18 protein-coding genes and 1 pseudogene are annotated in these 19,636 nt (G+C 43.5%); 10 read left to right on the top strand and 9 right to left on the bottom strand.

Annotation, left to right across the window (positions count from 1 at the left end; all coding sequences use genetic code 11):
• The first annotated feature begins 24 nt into the window (after nucleotides 1–24).
• From GVY04_07980 to GVY04_07960, 5 genes are all read left to right on the top strand, one after another.
• A complete protein-coding gene (locus tag GVY04_07980) occupies nucleotides 25–798 on the top strand; it encodes an ABC transporter permease (protein NBD16074.1) in 774 nt (257 codons plus the stop codon).
• A gap of 3 nt (nucleotides 799–801) precedes the next feature.
• The gene (locus GVY04_07975; GenBank protein NBD16073.1) at nucleotides 802–1,695 is read left to right on the top strand and encodes an ATP-binding cassette domain-containing protein; all 894 of its coding nucleotides are present in this window, start codon (nucleotides 802–804) and stop codon (nucleotides 1,693–1,695) included.
• Between the two features lie 180 nt (nucleotides 1,696–1,875).
• Complete coding sequence (locus GVY04_07970) at nucleotides 1,876–3,600, top strand: MBL fold metallo-hydrolase (GenBank protein ID NBD16072.1); 1,725 nt, start codon at nucleotides 1,876–1,878, stop codon at nucleotides 3,598–3,600.
• A 70-nt stretch (nucleotides 3,601–3,670) separates the two neighbouring features.
• The gene (locus GVY04_07965; GenBank protein NBD16071.1) at nucleotides 3,671–4,645 is read left to right on the top strand and encodes an L-lactate dehydrogenase; all 975 of its coding nucleotides are present in this window, start codon (nucleotides 3,671–3,673) and stop codon (nucleotides 4,643–4,645) included.
• A gap of 244 nt (nucleotides 4,646–4,889) precedes the next feature.
• On the top strand, nucleotides 4,890–5,030 hold the full coding sequence (locus tag GVY04_07960) for a hypothetical protein (GenBank protein ID NBD16070.1): 141 nt from the start codon (nucleotides 4,890–4,892) through the stop codon (nucleotides 5,028–5,030).
• Between the two features lie 25 nt (nucleotides 5,031–5,055).
• Here GVY04_07960 and GVY04_07955 read toward each other — a convergent pair whose 3' ends face one another.
• A complete protein-coding gene (locus tag GVY04_07955) occupies nucleotides 5,056–5,790 on the bottom strand; it encodes a beta-carotene ketolase (protein NBD16069.1) in 735 nt (244 codons plus the stop codon).
• Nucleotides 5,791–5,835: 45 nt separating this feature from the next.
• Nucleotides 5,836–6,036: pseudogene (locus GVY04_07950) on the bottom strand (HEAT repeat domain-containing protein).
• 1,231 nt (nucleotides 6,037–7,267) lie between these two features.
• Here GVY04_07950 and GVY04_07945 point away from each other — a divergent pair.
• Nucleotides 7,268–8,689, top strand: a complete 1,422-nt coding sequence (locus GVY04_07945) for an NOL1/NOP2/sun family putative RNA methylase (protein ID NBD16068.1) — start codon at nucleotides 7,268–7,270, stop codon at nucleotides 8,687–8,689.
• A gap of 147 nt (nucleotides 8,690–8,836) precedes the next feature.
• Here GVY04_07945 and GVY04_07940 read toward each other — a convergent pair whose 3' ends face one another.
• From GVY04_07940 to GVY04_07920, 5 genes are all read right to left on the bottom strand, one after another.
• Nucleotides 8,837–9,433, bottom strand: coding sequence for a hypothetical protein (locus GVY04_07940; protein NBD16067.1), 597 nt, complete (start codon nucleotides 9,431–9,433; stop codon nucleotides 8,837–8,839).
• On the bottom strand, nucleotides 9,384–9,596 hold the full coding sequence (locus GVY04_07935) for a hypothetical protein (protein ID NBD16066.1): 213 nt from the start codon (nucleotides 9,594–9,596) through the stop codon (nucleotides 9,384–9,386). Before GVY04_07935 ends, GVY04_07940 begins: the two co-directional genes overlap by 50 nt.
• Nucleotides 9,586–10,425: a hypothetical protein gene (locus GVY04_07930; GenBank protein NBD16065.1), complete on the bottom strand. Its 840-nt coding sequence runs from the start codon at nucleotides 10,423–10,425 to the stop codon at nucleotides 9,586–9,588. The genes GVY04_07935 and GVY04_07930 overlap by 11 nt, the downstream gene beginning before the upstream one ends.
• A gap of 4 nt (nucleotides 10,426–10,429) precedes the next feature.
• Nucleotides 10,430–10,696 carry a DUF2584 family protein gene (locus GVY04_07925; protein ID NBD16064.1) on the bottom strand — a complete coding sequence of 89 codons (267 nt, stop codon included), beginning with the start codon at nucleotides 10,694–10,696 and terminating at the stop codon, nucleotides 10,430–10,432.
• 528 nt (nucleotides 10,697–11,224) lie between these two features.
• Nucleotides 11,225–12,520, bottom strand: coding sequence for an adenylosuccinate lyase (locus tag GVY04_07920; protein ID NBD16063.1), 1,296 nt, complete (start codon nucleotides 12,518–12,520; stop codon nucleotides 11,225–11,227).
• Between the two features lie 180 nt (nucleotides 12,521–12,700).
• Here GVY04_07920 and GVY04_07915 point away from each other — a divergent pair, with 180 nt between their 5' ends.
• Genes GVY04_07915 through GVY04_07900 form a run of 4 tightly spaced genes read left to right on the top strand, consistent with a single transcriptional unit; the run spans nucleotide 12,701 to nucleotide 17,277 of the window.
• The gene (locus tag GVY04_07915) at nucleotides 12,701–14,713 is read left to right on the top strand and encodes a HAMP domain-containing protein (GenBank protein NBD16062.1); all 2,013 of its coding nucleotides are present in this window, start codon (nucleotides 12,701–12,703) and stop codon (nucleotides 14,711–14,713) included.
• An 11-nt stretch (nucleotides 14,714–14,724) separates the two neighbouring features.
• Nucleotides 14,725–15,228: a pentapeptide repeat-containing protein gene (locus GVY04_07910; GenBank protein ID NBD16061.1), complete on the top strand. Its 504-nt coding sequence runs from the start codon at nucleotides 14,725–14,727 to the stop codon at nucleotides 15,226–15,228.
• Nucleotides 15,225–16,358 (top strand): 5-(carboxyamino)imidazole ribonucleotide synthase, encoded by a 1,134-nt coding sequence (locus GVY04_07905; protein NBD16060.1) that lies wholly within the window; start codon nucleotides 15,225–15,227, stop codon nucleotides 16,356–16,358. Before GVY04_07910 ends, GVY04_07905 begins: the two co-directional genes overlap by 4 nt.
• Nucleotides 16,342–17,277 (top strand): cation diffusion facilitator family transporter, encoded by a 936-nt coding sequence (locus GVY04_07900; GenBank protein ID NBD16059.1) that lies wholly within the window; start codon nucleotides 16,342–16,344, stop codon nucleotides 17,275–17,277. The genes GVY04_07905 and GVY04_07900 overlap by 17 nt, the downstream gene beginning before the upstream one ends.
• Before the next feature lie 326 nt (nucleotides 17,278–17,603).
• On the opposite strand, the gene GVY04_07895 is transcribed toward GVY04_07900, so the two are convergent.
• Nucleotides 17,604–18,434, bottom strand: coding sequence for a glycerol acyltransferase (locus GVY04_07895; protein ID NBD16058.1), 831 nt, complete (start codon nucleotides 18,432–18,434; stop codon nucleotides 17,604–17,606).
• Nucleotides 18,431–19,612 carry a 1-deoxy-D-xylulose-5-phosphate reductoisomerase gene (locus GVY04_07890; GenBank protein ID NBD16057.1) on the bottom strand — a complete coding sequence of 394 codons (1,182 nt, stop codon included), beginning with the start codon at nucleotides 19,610–19,612 and terminating at the stop codon, nucleotides 18,431–18,433. The genes GVY04_07895 and GVY04_07890 overlap by 4 nt, the downstream gene beginning before the upstream one ends.
• Nucleotides 19,613–19,636 lie beyond the last annotated feature (24 nt).

Below are 19,636 nucleotides of genomic sequence, written 5' to 3'. Positions count from 1 at the left end.
ACAGAAGCGATAATTCCTCACACAATGAAATATTGGCGCGAGACGATAGCAGTGGCCCAGCGCATTTTATTAGAATTGGGACGACGACGACGCAGCTTAATTTTTTGGGGCATCTTCCCAATTACAATTTTGCTTCTCAATGGCGTAATTTTGGCAGAACGCGCTAATTTATCCACCGCAGAAGCGTTTACGAATGCTGCGCCTGTAACCCTAGTGGGGGCAGCCCTTTTTTTTAGCTGCTTGGGGGGAAGCGTGGCGACAGTGGTGGCGGAGAGAGAACAACATACTTTGAAACGTCTCTTCCTTTCGCCGTTAAGTGGCTTCTCCTATTTCCTGGGAATTTTTCTTGCCCATGCTTGTATTGGTATTGGTCAAGGGCTATTGGTTTATTGTGTTGGTGCATTTCTCGGCGTCCGCATTGAACAGCATTTATTATCCGGTTTATTGGTTATTTTAATGAGTATATCTGCTTATGTCGGTCTCGGTTTCATTTTAGGGACTCAGTTAGCTCGTCGAACCGAAGATGTTAATGCACTGGTTGCTGCATTTGGGGTTCCTTTACTCATTTTAGGGGGAACATTTCTCCCTGCTTCTCTATTTCCTGAAAATTTGCTTAATATTGCAGCGTTTAATCCCATTTATCACATGAATGAAGCGTTGTTAGGGCTTTGGGCACAAGAGGAATCCCTCAGTGATTTACAATCTCATTTAGGCTTTCTGGTGGTGTTTACACCGTTGATGATGGGCGGCGGTTGGCTGTCTTATCAGGGAATGCTACGACGAGAAAGGAGACTGTAATTTGTGCTCAAAATTGAGGGGTTAGGTAAGGCGTATGGATCGCGAGAGGTGTTGCGAAATCTCTCGTTAACGGCATATCCAGAAGAAGTTTATGGATTATTAGGTCCGAATGGTGCGGGGAAGACGACCACGATTAATATTTTGTGTAATTTATTATTGCGCGATCGCGGCACGATTGAATTTAATCAACAACCGATTACCGAACAAACCAAAGGCTTAATTGGGATTGCACCGCAAGAGAATTTACTGTATAAAAGTCTTTCTTGCCAAGAAAATCTCAATTTTTACGGTCAATTATATGGCTTAAATCGCAAAAAAAGAAAAGCTAGAATTGAGTGGTGTTTAGAAGCCATTCAATTACGCGATCGTGCCACCAGTGTTGTTGCTAATCTTAGCGGCGGAATGCAACGCCGCCTTAATATTGCGGTTGCTTTAATTCATCAACCGCAACTAGTCATTTTAGATGAACCAACCACTGGCTTAGACATCGAAACGCGTTATGAAATTTGGGCCTTAATTAACAATTTACGAGACTCGGGAATGACGATTCTCTTAACCACTCATCTTTTAGATGAAGCAGAAAAACTGTGTCAACGAATTGGTATTATCAAATCTGGAGCAATTATTGCAGAAGGAACGTTAGACAATCTAAAAAATGTCATTCCAGCAGCAGAAATTATTACGATTCAAACCCCAGCAGAAGAAAAAGCAATTGAACGTGGAAAAGAACTCGGTTATACCCCACGTCGCTATGGCAATGAGTTAGCCTTTTGGCTGCCACAGTTACAAGACTTCCAAACAATTGTTGATTCCTTTACCGGGGTTCCTCTAGACTCTCTCACGCGACAACCAGTTCGTTTAGAACATATTTATCTGGAAATTATGCAACAGAATTAACCCTCTTTTGTTACTTTAGGCAGAGAATAAATGCTAAACCTTTTAATTTATCTTAAATGTTACGAGAGAACTCCGGCTATCACTGAAGGCTCAGTGGGATGAGGATGTCAAGATTCAGAAAAGAGTATGAGATACTGAAGATATACACAAAAATTAATATAAATTGAGGGAGGGACCATTATGGTTGCAACACCCGTACAACAAAAGCGTTTAACGATTCAAACGGCCGATCTGACTTCGGATACCACGGCAATTCGTTGCCTAGATTGGGACCGCGATCGCTTTGATATTGAATTTGGTTTACAAAATGGAACCACTTATAATTCTTTTTTGATTCGAGGAGAGAAAACCGCTTTAGTCGATACCTCCCATGAAAAGTTCCGCGATCAATATTTATCCCAACTCAAAGCTTTAATTGATCCGACAGAAATTGATTATCTTGTCATTAGTCATACCGAACCCGACCACAGTGGCTTAGTTAAAGATGTGTTGGAAATCGCCCCCCAAGCCGTTGTTGTGGGGAGTAAAGTCGCAATTCAGTTTTTAGAAGGGTTTGTGCATCAGCCTTTTGAACGGCAAGTGGTGAAAACGGGTGAACAACTGGATCTCGGCAAGGGTCATCAGTTAGAGTTTGTGAATGCCCCCAACTTACATTGGCCCGATACCATGTTGACTTACGATTGGGAAACCGGCATTTTGTTTACTTGCGATGTGTTTGGTATGCACTATTGCAGTGATGATTTGCTGGATACTGATCTAGAAGCAATTGCCCCTGATTATCGATTTTATTATGACTGTTTGATGGGACCGAATGCGCGTTCTGTGCTATCGGCGTTAAAACGAATGGGGAAACTCGGTGACGTAGCAATGGTTGCCAATGGTCATGGCCCAATTTTACGTTACAACGTCGAAGAATTAATTGATCGCTATCGCACCTGGAGTGAGAACAAAGCGAAGGCAGAAAAGACGGTTGCCCTCTTCTATGTTTCTGATTACGGTTACAGCGATCGCGCCTCCCAAGCCATTGCTTATGGCATTACCAAAACTGGCATCAATGTGGAAATGATGGACTTGTTGGCAGCGGATCAACAAGAAGTGCGAGAACTGGTGGAACGATCCAGTGCAGTAGTGGTCGGAATGCCCCCCGCCAGTGGGGAAAAAGCCAAAGAAGCCAGTGCAACCTTAGGAACGATTCTCGCCTCTGTCTCTTCCAAACAAGCCATGGGGGTGTTTGAATCCTATGGCGAAGATGATGAACCGATTGATCCGATTAAAACCCGTTTCTCTGATTTAGGCTTAAAAGAAGTCTTCCCGGCGATTCGGATTACCGATACTCCTGGCGAAGGGACTTACAAACTCTGTGAAGAAGCGGGAACCGACCTCGGACAATGGCTACAGCGGGAGAAAACCGTGAAACAAATGAAGTCCCTCGATGGGGATTTAGATAAAGCCATGGGACGCTTAAGTGGGGGACTCTATATTATTACCGCCAAAAAAGGCGACCTCAAAAGTGCCATGTTAGCCTCTTGGGTTGCCCAAGCCAGTTTTGATCCCCCAGGAATTAGTATTGCGGTGGCAAAAGACCGCGCGATCGAAGCCTTAATGCAGGTGGGTGACCAGTTTGTCCTCAACATCTTAGAAGAAGGGAACTATCAACATTTAATGCGACACTTCCTGAAGCGATTTAAGCCGGGTGCGGACCGCTTTGAAGGAGTCAATACCCAACCCGCTAACAATGGATCGCCCATTCTCACTGATGCCTTGGCTTACCTGGAATGCGAAGTTGTCAGCCGGATGGAATGCAGCGATCATTGGATTGTTTACAACAAAATTACCCAAGGGCGCGTCTCGAAACCGGAATCTTTAACTGCCGTTCACCACCGGAAAGTCGGCAATCATTACTAATCTCTCTCCCCCCTCAACACACAGAGGGGGGTTAACGATAAAAGAATCACAACCCACGGGAGGCATCATCATGAATCAACTATTTTACGAGTTCCCAAGAAACGAGACCGAGTTTTCGCGCGTTCCCTCCCGAAAAGGTGTCATTATTGGTGCAGGACAAGTCGGAATGGCTTGTGCCTATTCGCTTCTCATCCAAAATACCTTGGATGAAATGGTGATTGTTGATATCAATCAAGAAAAACTGAAAGGGGAAGTGATGGACTTAACGCATGGCTTACCCTTTGTCGAACCCACTCAGGTTTACGCGGGAACGGTTGAAAATGCAGTCAATGCCGATATTATCATTATCACGGCTGGGGCAAAACAAAAACCCGGACAAAGTCGTCTTGACTTGGTCTCTCGTAATGTGGAAATTTTCCGGAGTTTAATTCCCGATCTGGTGCGTTATGCGCCCCAGGCGATTATCCTGATTGTGACGAATCCTGTGGATGTGATGACCTATGTCTCGCAAAAATTCTCTGGTTTACCCCCATCGCAAGTTTTAGGATCGGGAACCGTTTTAGATACCGCTCGCTTTCGTTCCCTTCTTGCCCAAAAATTTGAACTTGATCCCCGTAGCGTCCATGCTTACATTATTGGCGAACATGGCGATAGTGAAGTTCCGGTTTGGAGTGCTCTGAATATCTCTGGGATGCCTATTCTGGAAGGAGAAATGCCTCCGGGCAAATTGGCTCACGTTTTTGAAGAAGTTAAAAATGCCGCTTACGAGATTATTCAACGGAAAGGGGCAACGAGTTACGCGATCGGTTTAGGGGTGACTCAAATTGTACAAGCGATTTTACGCAATCAAAATCGAATTTTAACCGTGAGTACCCTGATTGAAGATTTTGTTGGCATTAAAGATGTTTGTTTGAGTTTACCTGCCGTCACTAACGCTCAGGGAGTCAGCCGAATTGTTAATTTACCCCTATCCGATCAAGAACGGGACCAATTACAACAATCAGGGCAGGTTTTGCGGAAAACAATTGATCAACTCACCCTTTAAGGCGTTAGAGAGTGTTCCTAAAGAAAATATAAAAGAGAAGCGCGATCGCATCTTCTCTACTATTTGGAATGATCAGCCAATAACCATGAGCTTCAAGGTAAGATAAGAACTAACATCAGCACATTCTCTTCATTTGCTTCTGCACAGGGCTAACAAAGAAAGGAGACTGGCAAAAAATTTGTAGTTAACGCTCTGGTTAATCCCCACTTTGATTAATAGCAACTAATCGATAAGAGGTTGTACTGTGGAAATTATTTACCTGGGGATAGCCATGGCATATTTTCTTTGTTTTGGTGCTGGTGTCGTTGTTGGAGTCTTGATTTCCGGGTTATTCGTTTTGATTGCAATCGGGAAAACGCACGAAGAAGCAAAAAGGGAAAAGTAAAGAGTAGAAATTTAGGACATCATCCTTAACCCTGGGTGCGATGATAAATTCCTGGCAACTGCCACCAGGGAACATTGGGCTGTTCGTGATGTTCTTGATGATAGCCGAAATGGTAGCAGGTAATGAATGACCAAAAAACGGGAAGAGCAGTACTTTGAGCACGATGGGGATGGCAATATCCTCCCTGGGGTTTCCGATGCGGGAGAAAAGTCCCAAAATAAAATAATTGCAGTGAACTCAACATTGAAGGCAGTAGGACAAAGCAAAAGAGATTAAGCAGAGGCACGTCTAAGCTGAAGCTGATGAAGCTGAGAGTAGCAAGTAAGCCCACCAACCGCTTCCAACTCCAGTAGTTTTTCAGGAAGTGACAGTACCAAGCCCAAAAAGCGCTATTTTTTCCATCATGAAAATCGGGGTCGAGAGAACTGGCAGGATGGCGATGATGCAACCAATGTTTAGCCAGTAATTTTTTATAGGGAAAAAGAGCGTATAGCTTAACAGCGGTCAAACCGATCAGATGATTGAATTGAAGGTGTTGAGGGCAAATGAGCCCATGCATCCCTTCATGGGCAGTAATGAATAGACCGGTGTAAAGAAAAGTCTGCCACCAGATGGCGATTAAAATTTGCGGAAGGTGATTCTGAGAAATCTCCCAGGTGAAGAAAACTAACAGAGAGCTCATCCACAGTCCAATAATTGTTAAGGCAATGGTGATTCCTAGAAAATTGTCTTGACTTGTCTTAATTTTTTGTCGTGACATCTAAACAAGTCCCTCCAAAGCAGCAGCTACCACTTGGTAATCAGACAACTCAAAGGCTTTATCAGTTTGCTGAGCTCCTAAACCGATTACCACCAACGAACGAATCATAAATTCTTGGTCATTCATGCTTTGCTTGAGTAAAGGGACAGCCAAAACCGGTTCATATTGCCTTAATTCAGTAATGGCTTTCAGGCGATTTTGAGGATTAGGGCTATCGAGATCAGTTTCAATTTGATGGAGTTCCATAAAAATCTCTAAATTTTTTTAGGTGTAAATTTTCGGTGGATAGGACTTCAGAGCTAAAATTTTGCCAGTGGGACTGCTATAGCTAGGTCCAGAGTCCGAAATTCCCGAGAAAGTCAGTCAGATTTTAGTGCCAAACCAGACTGCAGTTCGCCAAATCAAGTTTTGGTCCATTGGACTTTTATGGTTAGTTTTTCAAGCAAATAACTAATTCACATGATGTAAATTATTATAACTTAATGTAAATTTTTGTAATAAAAACTTGACTTTCGAGAGCAAGCAAAAAAGTAAACTAGGGGAAAGGCGTGTACCTGCTGCTCTCCTTCGCAAGCTGCCAGGACTAAACCAGGAAAGCGTCTGAGACTACCCTCGTCCACCGGAAATTCGCTCCGTTGAAGCTCCAATTTATGCTGATCTCGGTGACAACTTAACGAAAGGCAAATATTTCCTGAAGTATCGAGATTTAGAGAAAGCGCGATCGCGCTTTCCTTTAGCATATTACCGCTTCTTTTTTCTTGCGCTTACCCTGGTTCACAGGCAAGTATTGAACGCCTGACTTGTTTAGTTTTATTAATAGCAATCGCTTACACCCATTCGGCTGTAAAAGGAATTGGGCGAATGAGAAAAGTTAAGCAAACAATCACTAAAAACACTAACTTTTGGCTCGGATTATAAAAATTCTATGACCGTCGGCTTGAGGCAACGAAACCCGACCTCCTGCAGACCTTACTCGCGCTGCTTGCATTTCTAGGGAAACCAAAATCGTCAATCGCAGAGAGTTGCTACACAGCAGACGATTTCTGTTGTGTTAAAGGAGACAGCTTGGGGGTGAAGCAAGAGAATAGACAGTTCTCAGGCTACTGGCCTTCGATCATTCTAGTCTTAAGTGATACGAGCTTTTTAATCTCGTGAGTAATGTCCTCTCGGCGCTCATTCAGGACGGTGTACTCTGTAGACTCAGTCCGAATGAGAGATACCACCAAATCTTTTACTGCCTGCTCATCTGTGGAGTCAATAAGGATAGGTTCCATATGGTCGTTCATCACGTCCAAGTTCACCTGTAATACATCGCTTTTTGATTATAGCTAAAAAGTTCGGTTCTATATTGATTTCTGATTCAACTTCTGCTTTTAATAGTAGCTTTATTTCCGCCTCAGTGTATTAGTGTAGTAGGAACACTCAGCGCGTGCTAGTCGAGGATCAAGACGTTCTCAAGTTAGTTTAAATTGTAATTGTGATTAAAGAATCTTTATTGGAACGATATCAATCTTTAATTAATGATCCAGAAGCCTTTCAAAGCGCGATCGCGCAACCTCTACCGACTTGCATTCGGGTGAATCCCCTCAAAACCTCACCAGAAGCAGTAAAACAATTTCTAGAATCTCAGAATCTTTCCTTTGAACCCTTGTCCTGGTATCCCAACGCTTTCCGTGTGCATAATTGGCAAAAACCAGGCTTAACGCTTCCCTTTGCCACAGGTTGGTATAACTTGCAAGAAGAAATTGCCTTAAGTGCGGTGACAATGCTTGATCCACAACCGGGAGAACGCATTTTAGATTTATGTGCAGCCCCTGGCGGAAAAACCGTGCAAATTGCAACACGATTACAGGGAACCGGAACGGTGGTCGCCAATGAAGCCCAAATCTCTCGTCTCTCTCAATTACGGGCGATGTTAGATCGAATGGGAGTCTCGAATGTCGTGATGACCAATTATGATGGGAAGACGATTCCGTTACAAAATCATTCCTTTGATCGGGTACTAGTCGATGTGCCTTGTTCTGGAGAGGGAACACTGCGAAAAGGAAAGGTTACTCGTAACCCCTACAATTTCCAGTACAGTCAAAAAATTGCTGCCACGCAACGGCAATTATTGCATCGTGCCCTACAATTGGTGAAACGGGGCGGGATTGTTGTTTATAGTACCTGTACCTTTGCCCCGGAAGAAAACGAAGCAGTGATTGATGCCGTATTGCGCGATCGCGGTGTTCTTGAATCCGCTACGATTCGGCAATTAAAAGGAATGCCCGGATTACAACAATGGCAAGGACAAACGTTTCGTAAAGATTTAGTACAAGCCCAACGCTACTTTCCTCATTTTAATAATACTGGAGGATTTTTCGTCGCTCGGATTCGGCGCAGTGATAATCATTTAGAAACCACAGGAATAACGAATCAATTCCCTATTGAGTTTCAACCTCAACTTGTTCAAAATCCTCGGTATCTCCCATGGTTTTGTGAAAGATTTGGGATTGATCCAGAGATTTTTTCTCCGTTTCAGCTATGGATGAAAGGGAAAGATAAAATCTGGCTTGCGGATTCCACTTGTCAACCTACATCAGAAGTTCATGTACAAACGCTTGGCATTCCTTTAATGAGAATCAGCAATAAACCTACCACTTCTGCCTTGCAACGCTTTGGATCTCAGATTAAGCGCAATGTTATCTTGCTACATCATTTCAGTGCAGTGCAACGCTTTTTCCTGGGAGAATCCCAACTTGTCAATACGTCCGTAGAACCGGGTTTTGTTCATGTACGCTACGATAACTACGAGTTAGGCTGCGGTATATATAAAAATGGCGTACTTCACTCCCAGATTCCCAAAGGGTTAAGGCTTAAAATTTTAGATAGACGCAACGATCAGCAGGAAATGAAATGATTGAACCGATTAATTTTCTCGTTCCCCTCGCCTTACTCGGTTTAATTGTTTTAGCAGCTATTTTCTTTGTTTCTCGTTCCAGTTAGCATAAAGGATTAAGATTTTAATAGTCAATCTTGATCGCGCTTCTTAATTCCTTAATCCCAATTAACGAGCTAGCATTTTTTGTCTTCGAGTTTTGACAAGTTCTGGAACATATTTATTCTTCTCTGCTTGTCCCTCAAATCCTAATCGCTTATAAACCATAACGCCGATTCCAGGAATCACTTCACCTGATTTTTTACGCTTATCATCACGGGCGAAGTAAAAGAAGTGAAATTGAGGTGCGATCCAAGGGTCGGTTTCCAACCCATTGGAAAGCGCACCTCGATAGATGTCTTCTTCAAACTCGGCTTTGAGTTTTTCTTCCGTACCTTCATAGATAACAGGGGCGACGACAAAAATCTGTTCAGGTTCAATTTTTTGAATGAGATTGGTTAAATTGGTTTTGACAACACAAGCCCCGGAAATAATGGATTTAACAATAATTAAATAGTTAACCTTTGCTTGAGCGGGTTCTTGGTATTTTTTGAGAATGGGTGCGACTTGTAAATCTGAAATATCGAAGGGAGAGAAGCGTTGATTCCAAAAGCAAGCAAAGGAAATGTCGTGATAACGAGTTTCTAAGCCAGAAAGAACACCTTTTGCTAAATAGTCAGCGTCTTCTACGGTAGAGGCTAAATTTTCTTTTGTCCCGAGGCTTATGTCTCCTGCGTCTTGCTTTCAACCAACGGACTAAGCGATTAGAAGCTGATTTGGTTTCCTCTTCTAAACTTTCATAGACAAATGTTTTAGCACTCCCATCCTCAATAACTTCTTTGAGGACTCTTCTGTGCTTGGGAATGCGTGACAACAATTCAGATGTCATTACTTACTCTCCAGATCAACCTAATTACGTTGCTTCTTTCTATGACCCAGTCTAATGCTGTATCATGCAGCAAATTATCCTCCATTTTTGGGATGTTGTCAATTTCATAGGTATCAATTGCTAACAATCCTGCAACTGATCCTTCCTCGAACATCGCAGCGACCAGTACAGCTTGTATATCCCGATTAATTAGGGTTGAATTTTCTCCTGATAGGGGTTTGTAGCTTGCAGGTAAACGAGCATTAGGAGAAACATCAATAAATTCTATGCAATGTTTTTGGTTTCTAAGAAAGGTATAACCAATGACTCCTTCATTAAGGTCTAGCCGTGCTTTTAGTTCTTTAGGACGAATCTCATAAGTATAGCAAACTATCCTAAAAGCCCATTGTAAAAATCCTTGACGAACAGGAATAAAGACAGAGATTCGTACCGTTCCATCTAAGTTAAACTTCCCTACAATCTCATCTCTTAATTTAATTAGTTCGATATTAACGGCTGGAATAACATTTTCTTGAACTGCTACAGAAATTTCTTTCGCCTCTTCTCGACTTGCTAAAAAGCTAGATAGCCACGGTAGAACATAGGAACTTATAATGACAGTAATTGATATAAATGTAGCAATATTTTTATCTTTCAGTAATATCCACTCATCGGGGATTGGACTATCCTCGCCAATGAAAAATGATTGGGTATCGCCTAAAGAAATAATCACTAGGACAATCAGAAATACAAAAAATATTAAAGCCTGAATTAATTGGAATTTTCGCGCTAAATAATCAAATTCATAGCTAATTGCTTTGGTCAAGCATAGCCATTTAGTTTTAAACATATTGCTACTCTTTTGTCAAGAATGGCGTTTGATAAATTCGATCAATTTCAAATTCTACGGTAGTTACTCCATTTTCCCAAATCAGCTTACAAATTTTAATATCTGCATGAGCCAGCCAATTTTCATCGACTAATAGAATGGGAACATCTACAGGAATAATTCTGTAATCTTCTTTAACAGCTTGATATCGTTTACCCATTTCTAATTTTGCAGGGTAGCCTTGGGAGGGCTTTAATTTTAGAATACTGTTGACTTCACAGGGCATTCCCATTGTTTGATACCTCTCTTAAATTTGATCAATGATCTTTTATTTTCTATTAGATTTAGCTGTTTATATTTTATCAAAAATTGAATTATTGATCGCGCTGAAACTTGCTTAATGTAATAACGGATCGCGCTTTCTTTCCCCTAAAATAATCGCGCTTTTCAAAATTGGTTTAAAGTTCAAGGTGGTGGATAACAGAAGCAGCGATCGCGCTGGCAAGCTCGTCGTTTTTGCAGAAACTTTTTAGGTGATCTAATACCAATTCTCAAAAGTGGTTAGAGAGATCCTAAGTCAGACCTTTCTACAAACTGGGGCTATGTTTCCAGTGACTTTTGATAAATGGTATAAATTCATACATCGTTAGATTTAGATCATGAAAGACTTGTTCCATAAACAATTTTTGACCTTACTCTCCAGAAATTTGAATTCAAAGAAAATGCCTCAATTCCTTCTCCAAACAAAAATTTGGCTCGTTTCTTATTTGATGTAGGGGCTAATAACTGCATAGGCGAACCGCTGTTCGCCCTCTCAGCATTAAATGCCTAAGCGCTGATAAATGTCATCTAAATTTTGGAGATGATGTTGCGGATCGAAACAAGCTTCAATCTCACTTTTAGATAGAGTTCTCTGAACTGTTGGGTTTTGAGAAATTAATTGATAGAAGTTGCCGTCACTTTGATTCCAGGCTTGATGGGCACACTCTTGAACGACTTGATAAGCATCTTCCCGCGTCATGCCTTTTTCGACTAAGGTGAGTAACACGCGTTGACTGAAAATGACTCCACCGTAAACGTTCATATTCCGCTGCATATTTTCGGGATAGACCAAGAGATTTTTGACTAGATCAGTGGTTTCATGGAGCATGAAGTGGGTTAAAATGCAGCTATCGGGGAAAATGACGCGCTCTGCCGAACTGTGGGAAATATCTCGTTCGTGCCATAGGGCGACATTTTCTAAGGCGGTCATGGCATTTCCGCGCACGACTCGGGCTAATCCAGTTAGACGTTCTGAACGAATCGGGTTACGTTTGTGAGGCATTGCCGATGATCCTTTTTGCCCTTTGGCAAAATATTCTTCCACTTCTAAAACGTCGGTGCGTTGTAAGTTACGGATTTCAACAGCAAAGCGTTCCAGAGAAGCCGTTAAGACAGCGAGTTGTTGCAAGAACTGGGCGTGCCGATCGCGCGAGATCACTTGTGTCGAAGCGGTATCCGGCTGTAACCCTAACTTTTCACAAGCCAGGGCTTCCACTCTTGGATCAAGGTTGGCATAGGTTCCCACGGCACCCGAAATTTTACCGACCCCAATTTCATTCCGGAGATGAATCGCGCGATCGCGATGCCGGAAGATTTCTGCTAACCAGCCTGCGAGTTTAAAACCAAACGTGATCGGTTCAGCATGAATTCCGTGAGATCGTCCGACCATTACCGTATAACGATGTTGCTGTGCTTGATAGCGAATTGCTTGGGCGAGGGCTTCTATTTCTTCGAGAATCAAGTTCAGACTCGCCACCAACTGCAACGCAATCCCGGTATCCAAGACATCGGAACTGGTCAAACCTAAATGAATATAGCGCCCAGTCTCCCCCACATATTCATTAACATTGGTTAAAAAGGCAATCACATCATGACGAACTTCCTTTTCAATTTCGAGTACCCGTTGCGGATCAAAATCAGCTTTGGCTTTAATTTCTGTTAAGGCAGTCTCTGGAATATAACCTAATTCGGCTTGGGCTTCACATACCGCTAACTCGACCTGCAACCAAGTTTTTAACTTTGCTTCGGTTGTCCAGAGGTCCCCCATTGCGGGCAAAGTATAACGTTCGATCATGTCCGTTTCATTTACAACACAGCCTTATTATCCTAGCTTGCTCAATTCCACTTTGATTTTGGTTTCGCCATGACCTTAAGCTCAGTTAAGCACAGTCTGACTAAACCGAACAACTGACAAAAATATGCCAAAATAAAAGGGACAATCTTGTCGCGATCGCGAAATAAAGGTGTTGGCGCATTGAATACAATCAGAGAAATTCTTGCCCGTTGGTGGTCAGAATTCACGCTGCAAACTCGTTTAATGGCTGTGGGAACGCTCGTGGTTTCTCTAGTGATGAGCGGCTTAACGTTTTGGGCGGTCAACACCATTCAACAAGATGCACGGATGAACGATACTCGTTTCGGTCGGGATTTAGGACTGCTTCTCGCTGCCAATATTGCGCCCCTGGTTGCTGAAGATGACCTGACTGAGGTGGCTCTTTTTTCAGGCCGGTTTTATAGTAGCACTTCTAGTGTCCGTTACATTCTCTACGCCGAACCGGATGGGAAAATTCGGTTTGGCATTCCCTTCTCAGAAGCGGAAGGAGATAATACCCTAACCATCCAACGGCGCATCCAACTCCCCGATAGTTATTCTCCTGATTCGGAACAACCGTTAGTGCGTCAACATCCCACACCGAATGGGGAAGTGACGGATGTTTTTGTTCCTCTCAGCTACGAGAATGAGTATTTAGGCGTTCTCGCGGTGGGAATTAACCCCAACCCAACCGTGGTTGCTTCCTCGAACTTAACGCGGGATGTGACAATTGCAGTTTTTATCTCCATTTGGGCGATGGTCATTTTAGGTGCGGTGTTTAATGCATTGACCATTACTAAGCCTATTAAAGAACTATTAGTAGGGGTGAGAAATATTGCTGCCGGGAACTTCAAGCAACGGATCGAACTCCCTTTAGGCGGAGAGTTAGGGGAACTGATTTCTAGCTTCAACTACATGGCAGAACGGTTAGCCCGGTATGAAGAACAAAATATTGAAGAACTGACAGCAGAGAAAGCGAAACTAGAAACACTAGTTTCTACCATTGCTGATGGTGCAGTTCTCATTGATACAAATCTGCACGTGATGTTAGTCAACCCCACCGCCGAACGGATTTTTGGCTGGGAAGGACGAGAAATGACAGGAGAAAATGTACTACATCATCTTCCCCACGAAGTCAATATGGAAATTAGCGGTCCCTTACAAGAAGTCATTGCTAAAGCCTCAGCAGAAGGAAATGATGGAGAAGATGGAGAAGAGAACGATCCGGTTGAAGACTCCTATAAAGAAGGGGGAGAATTTCGGATTACCCTCACTACCCCTCATGAACGAACGGTACGGATTATGCTGACTCGCGTTTTAGACCAATATCGCGAGACGATTAAGGGGCTTGCCATTACCGTGCAAGACATCACCCGGGAAGTCGAGTTAAACAAAGCCAAAAGTCAATTTATCAGCAACGTTTCCCACGAACTGAGAACGCCATTATTCAACATTAAGTCGTTTATTGAAACGCTCTCTGAATATGGAGAAGAACTGACACAAGAAGAACGGAAAGAGTTTTTGCAAACTACAAATAGTGAAACGGATCGACTCACCCGCTTAGTTAATGATGTTCTTGATTTATCTCGTCTAGAATCTTCAAAAGTCTATCAAATGGGTGCGGTGGACTTAAATCAGCCCATTGAACAAACGTTGCGGAGTTATCATCTCAACGCAAGAGATAAAGAAATTGAACTTTTGCAAGAGGTACAACCGGATCTCCCGCCGGTGATGGGCAATTATGATTTGCTGTTACAAGTCTTTGCCAATTTGGTGGGAAATGCCTTGAAATTCAGCAAACCGGGCGGAAAAGTGATGATTCGTGCTTATTTACTTGATCCAGAGGATCATCCCTATCAACCCAGTCCGCAAGTCCGAGTGGAAGTTGCTGATACTGGAATTGGCATTGATAACGAAGACCAAGAAGCAATCTTTGACCGCTTTTTCCGCGTGGAAAATCAGGTCCATACCTTAGAGGGAACCGGGTTAGGTCTATCCATTGTCCGCAATATTGTGGAGAAACATCATAGTATGGTGCGCTTAGTGAGTGAGTTAGGGGTCGGAACGACGTTTTGGTTCGATTTGTTAGTGGATGAATCGGCGTTAGTGAAAAATGAGGATGGACAAGCCACCCTGAAAGATGAACAATTAATAATGAATTCCGAATCGAATTAGTTTATTAAAAAATGATCAATAAAGTTATGCAAGTGATTTGTTTATTACTGGTGTGCATTGTTTTGGTCTTACCGTTCAATGCGGAAGCCCAAACCTCTACTCGCTTTCAACGGGAATCTTTGATTAGTGCCGATCTCTCAGGGGAAGATTTATCTGGGGAAACCTTGCAGCTGCGAGAGGTGTCTGATGCCAATTTAAGTGCAGCCAATTTGACTGAAGCGGACTTACGAGGTTCGATTTTTACCGCATCGGTGATGAAAGATGCCAACTTACACGGGGCTAATTTAACGTTTACGGTCCTCAATGGGGTTGATTTTACCAATGCGAATCTGAGTCAGACCATCTTAGAAGATGCCATTCTCAGCCGAGCCATTTTTGAAAATGCTGATATTGCCGGTGCTGACTTTACCAATGCGGTTCTTGATAGTCAACAAATCGATCAGCTTTGCGAAATGGCAAGCGGAGTGAATGAGGAAACCGGTGTTGCTACTCGTGATTCGTTGGGGTGTTTATGAGTCAACGTGTCGGTGTAATTGGCGGCGGACAACTTGCCTGGATGATGGGACAAGCGGCGCAAAAACTAGGCGTCTCTCTGTGGGTACAAGCAGTAAATCCGGATGATCCGGCGGTGGCGGTAGCAGAGGAAAGTATTATTGCCCCCTTATCTGATTTAGAGGCAACCGAAAAATTGGCTCAGAATTGTGATGTGATCACGTTTGAAAATGAGTTTATTGATCAAGCAGGATTGAGTCGCTTGCGGGATCAGGTATTATTTCGTCCCAGTTTGTCTTCTCTGGCGCCGTTGTTGGATAAGTATGAACAACGCTGTTATTTGCAGGAATTAGGCTTACCGGTTCCTGCATTTAAGAATGTGATTGCAGGAGAAACCGATTTTCCGGTTGATGAATTACCCGTTGTGGCCAAGGTCCGACGTCATGGCTACGATGGACAGGGAACGTTTATTATTGATGATGAATGGTCTTTGGATCAGGTATGGGAACAGTTAAAAGGTGAGCAAGTTCTCCTAGAAAATTTTATTCCCTTTGAGTGTGAGTTGGCGGTCATGGCAGCGCGCGGGGTAAATGGGGAAACAGTGGTGTATCCAATTGTGGAAACCTATCAGCATCATCAAGTGTGTCAGCGGGTGATTGCACCGGCACGGATTTCTGAAACATTAGAAGCAGAAATTAGCGCGATCGCGCAAACCCTCCTTTCGGCACTCGATTGGATTGGCATTTTTGGCATTGAGTTCTTTCTCACCGAAGATCATCACATTCTCGTCAATGAAATTGCCCCCCGTACCCACAACTCAGGGCACTATACTCTGGATGCGTGCGAGGTTTCTCAGTTTGCGATGCACTTGAAAGCGGTTACCGGTGAAATGCTGACGCCACCGCAAATGAAGGCAGCAGCAGCCGTAATGGTGAATTTATTGGGGTATGAATCCGCAACTGAACAATATTTAGAAAAGCGGAAGCAACTCGAGGTTCTCCCGAATACTCATGTTTACTGGTATGGGAAAACTCAAGCTCGTCCTGGACGGAAGCTGGGTCATGTTACGGTTTTAGGAGAGAGCATCGCCGAAGCCAGCGCGATCGCGGATCAAGTTTCGGAAATTTGGTATCCCCATGACGACGAACGATAATCGCCCCCAAGTCCGCCGAGTCCTCATTCTTACCCTCATCCTCAATCTGTTGGTCATGGGACTCAAGGTCGTGGTGGGTTTTTTTACCGGTTCGTTAAGTATTCAAGCGGATGCCTTGCATAGTTTTACGGATAGTGCGAATAATGTTTTGGGCTTAGTGAGTAATCAGTTTGCGTCTCCTCAGCCCGATCGCGAACATCCTTACGGACACCAAAAATATGAAGCATTGGGGGCATTGGGCGTTGCTGCCTTTTTAGGTATCACTTGCTTTGAAATTCTCCAGCGCATCATCGAGCGTCTGATTGAAGGGGCTGCTGTCATTGAGTTGAGTAGTTGGGAACTATGGTTGTTAATTATTGTCTTAGGGATTAATATCTTTGTTGCCTTTTACGAACGTCGGATTGGACTCCAGTTAGATAGTCCGATTTTGGTAGCGGATTCTTACCATACAATGGGCGATGTTTGGATTACCCTGGTTGTTATTTTGGGCTTGGTGGGAATGTGGCAAGCTCAAATCTGGGAGATCTCGCAATTGCAATGGTTAGATGTCATTCTTGCGTTTCCGGTTGCCCTTTTAGTCCTCAAGAGTGGCTGGAAAGTTTTACGAGAGAATTTACCGTGGTTAGTGGATGAAATTGCCATCCCTCCAGAAGTGATTTATCGGATTGTCATGCAAGTCCCAGGTGTCATTAATTGTCACAATATTGCGTCTCGAGGCGTGGTGGGGCGACAAGTGTTTATTGAAATGCACATGATTGTGGATAGTGATGATGTGGAAGCGGCGCATGACATTACTGAAGCGGTAGAACAAAAATTAGAAGAATATTTTAGCCCGGCGCGAATTCTGATTCATATTGAACCCCCTGAATATGAATCGAATCAAATTAGTTTTTCTGATGATTCACAAGAAGCGAATTGAAAGTTTAAGAAAACAGAATATTATGGGCAAATCATCTGGCAAAAACCGGAGCTAATAAAAGGGTAAAGTGATCGTAAACTGAATGACACTCAACAAGTTAGCCGTCTGACCACATCGTTCCAGACAACGAGAGCTTTCCACATCCCGTATGCTAGATTATCAAATGTCCTGCCTCTTGTAATTTTCATGACGAAAGGAAAGATTGTCGCGATCGCGACGGGAGCATTTTCAATTCTGATTGCAGTCGTTTATCTCATTTTGGTCTTCATCCTTGACAGTCGAGGGGAAATGAAGCCTGCCCCAGTGAGTCATCTCCCCCCGGTTATTCAACTAGATTCGGCAATTAACTGATTGAGCTGCCTTTGCATCTGTTCCACCACAGTGTCATAGCACTGCTGAACATAGTCCAAGTCTTTGGCGGCGTCTCGTCCATAACGCTCAAAGACAATGGGTGGACAAAGGCGCACCCGAATTTTGGCGGGAAGGGGGATATTGATCAAGGGACCAAATGCCACCCCCCACGGCAAGCCCAAATAAATGGGAAATACTTCTGGATCAAGGTTAAATAGCCAAGGGAGGTCAAACGTCTCCAGAAAGGCTTTCATCGGTTCATAAATATCCGCTAAAACGAATAACGTTTCATGAGCGCCCCAAGACACCACAGGAACAATCGGAACCTTCTCTTGCAATGCTAATTTGATAAAGCCTTGCTGATCAAAAAATTTAATCTGATCGCGTTCCCAATACGGACGAAAGACATCCTTTCCGCCACCTGGATACACTAAAACACAAGCCTCTCTGCGTAAAGCGGGAATCGCCAGGCGCGGATTGGCCTGTATCGCACCCATGCGACTGGCAATTTGGGCGATGGGGCGGTACGCTTTCCACATATGAGAATGCATCAGTCCATAGGCGGGTCGTTCGGTGCTAAAATGCTGAAACCAATCATAGATGGTAATCATCGTATCAGGAGCAGCCAGTCCGCCGTTATGGGAACCCACCAGTAGTGCGCCCCCTGAAGCTGGGATATGTTCCCACCCCTCTGTTTCTGCTTGAAAATAATGGTCATAAAACCACTGAAACCCAGCGAGCCAAGTTTGAATGGTTTTCGGGTCACGTTCATCTAGTGACCAGCCGGAAAAAGGAGGATAGGTCACGCAGTTACCGTCTTTAAGGATTGGGCGGCAGAGAGAACATCTTGTCTGGCTTGTTGATTGACTGTTAGGATATCTTCAAGGCTTGGAGTTTGGGTATTATAGTTAGCAGCGCGATCGCAGACCTGTTCAATGAGACGCGGAATATCCAAAAAGCCGATTTTTTCTTCTAAAAATAGACTCACTGCTTGCTCATTTGCCGCATTTAAAACAGCCGGCATTAACCCACCAGCTTTGCCAGCATGATAAGCCAGTTGCATACATGGATATTTATCATGATCCGGGTCTTTAAAGGTCAAGCTTCCCGCTTTCACTAAATCTAAGGGTTCCCAATCGGTATAGAGGCGATCCGGATAGGAAAGGGCATAAAGTAAGGGTAAACGCATATCTGCCCACCCCAACTGTGCGAGAACAGATGTATCTTGTAACTCAATCAGGGAATGAATAATACTCTGAGGATGAATCACGATGTCAATTTGGTCATAATCGACTCCAAAGAGATAATGCGCTTCAATCACTTCTAAGCCTTTATTCATTAAAGTTGCCGAATCAATGGTAATTTTCTGACCCATCGACCAGTTGGGATGTTTCAAGGCATCAGCAACTTTAACCGTTGGCAACTGTTCTACCGGTAAGTCACGAAATGCCCCACCAGACGCCGTTAATAAAATCCGTCGTAATCCATCTTCCGGTACGCCTTGTAAGCATTGAAAAATCGCAGAATGTTCGGAGTCAGCAGGAAGTAACTTCACCCCATGTTTTTCTACTAAAGGTAAAACCACTGGTGCCCCGGCAATCAAGGTTTCTTTATTGGCCAAAGCAATATTCTTTCCGGCCTTGATTGCTGCGAGAGTGGGCAATAAACCAGCACAGCCGACAATCCCCGTGACCACACTTTCGGCATCACCATATTGAGCCACTTCCACCACGCCCTCTTCCCCAGCCAGGAGAATCGGTTCGTAATCTAAGCCCGCTAACGCTGCTTGTAATTCCGGCAATTTTTCCTCATAGCAGGTAGCAACAATTTGGGGACGAAACTGTTCCACTTGTCTGGCTAATAATTCGATATTATTTCCAGCTGCCAGTCCAACAATCTTAAATTCTTCAGGATATTGCGCGGCAATTTCTAAGGTTTGCGTCCCAATTGAACCCGTTGAGCCGATAATCGTAATTAATTTCACGGTTCTGTTTACCTTGATTGATTT

This window comes from Cyanobacteria bacterium GSL.Bin1 (assembly GCA_009909085.1).
Classification (GTDB): Bacteria; Cyanobacteriota; Cyanobacteriia; order Cyanobacteriales; family Rubidibacteraceae; genus Halothece.
This window is presented reverse-complemented; position numbering and strand designations above follow the sequence as displayed.

Bases quoted from the DNA above. Each gene is read 5' to 3' on its own strand.
- GVY04_07905 (NBD16060.1), top strand. From the start codon at position 15,225: ATGAGTCAACGTGTCGGTGTAATTGGCGGCGGACAACTTGCCTGGATG.
- GVY04_07920 (NBD16063.1), bottom strand. From the start codon at position 12,520: ATGATCGAACGTTATACTTTGCCCGCAATGGGGGACCTCTGGACAACC.
- GVY04_07935 (NBD16066.1), bottom strand. From the start codon at position 9,596: ATGACATCTGAATTGTTGTCACGCATTCCCAAGCACAGAAGAGTCCTC.
- GVY04_07965 (NBD16071.1), top strand. From the start codon at position 3,671: ATGAATCAACTATTTTACGAGTTCCCAAGAAACGAGACCGAGTTTTCG.
- GVY04_07955 (NBD16069.1), bottom strand. From the start codon at position 5,790: ATGTCACGACAAAAAATTAAGACAAGTCAAGACAATTTTCTAGGAATC.
- GVY04_07900 (NBD16059.1), top strand. From the start codon at position 16,342: ATGACGACGAACGATAATCGCCCCCAAGTCCGCCGAGTCCTCATTCTT.
- GVY04_07930 (NBD16065.1), bottom strand. From the start codon at position 10,425: ATGTTTAAAACTAAATGGCTATGCTTGACCAAAGCAATTAGCTATGAA.
- GVY04_07970 (NBD16072.1), top strand. From the start codon at position 1,876: ATGGTTGCAACACCCGTACAACAAAAGCGTTTAACGATTCAAACGGCC.
- GVY04_07980 (NBD16074.1), top strand. From the start codon at position 25: ATGAAATATTGGCGCGAGACGATAGCAGTGGCCCAGCGCATTTTATTA.
- GVY04_07925 (NBD16064.1), bottom strand. From the start codon at position 10,696: ATGGGAATGCCCTGTGAAGTCAACAGTATTCTAAAATTAAAGCCCTCC.
- GVY04_07910 (NBD16061.1), top strand. From the start codon at position 14,725: ATGATCAATAAAGTTATGCAAGTGATTTGTTTATTACTGGTGTGCATT.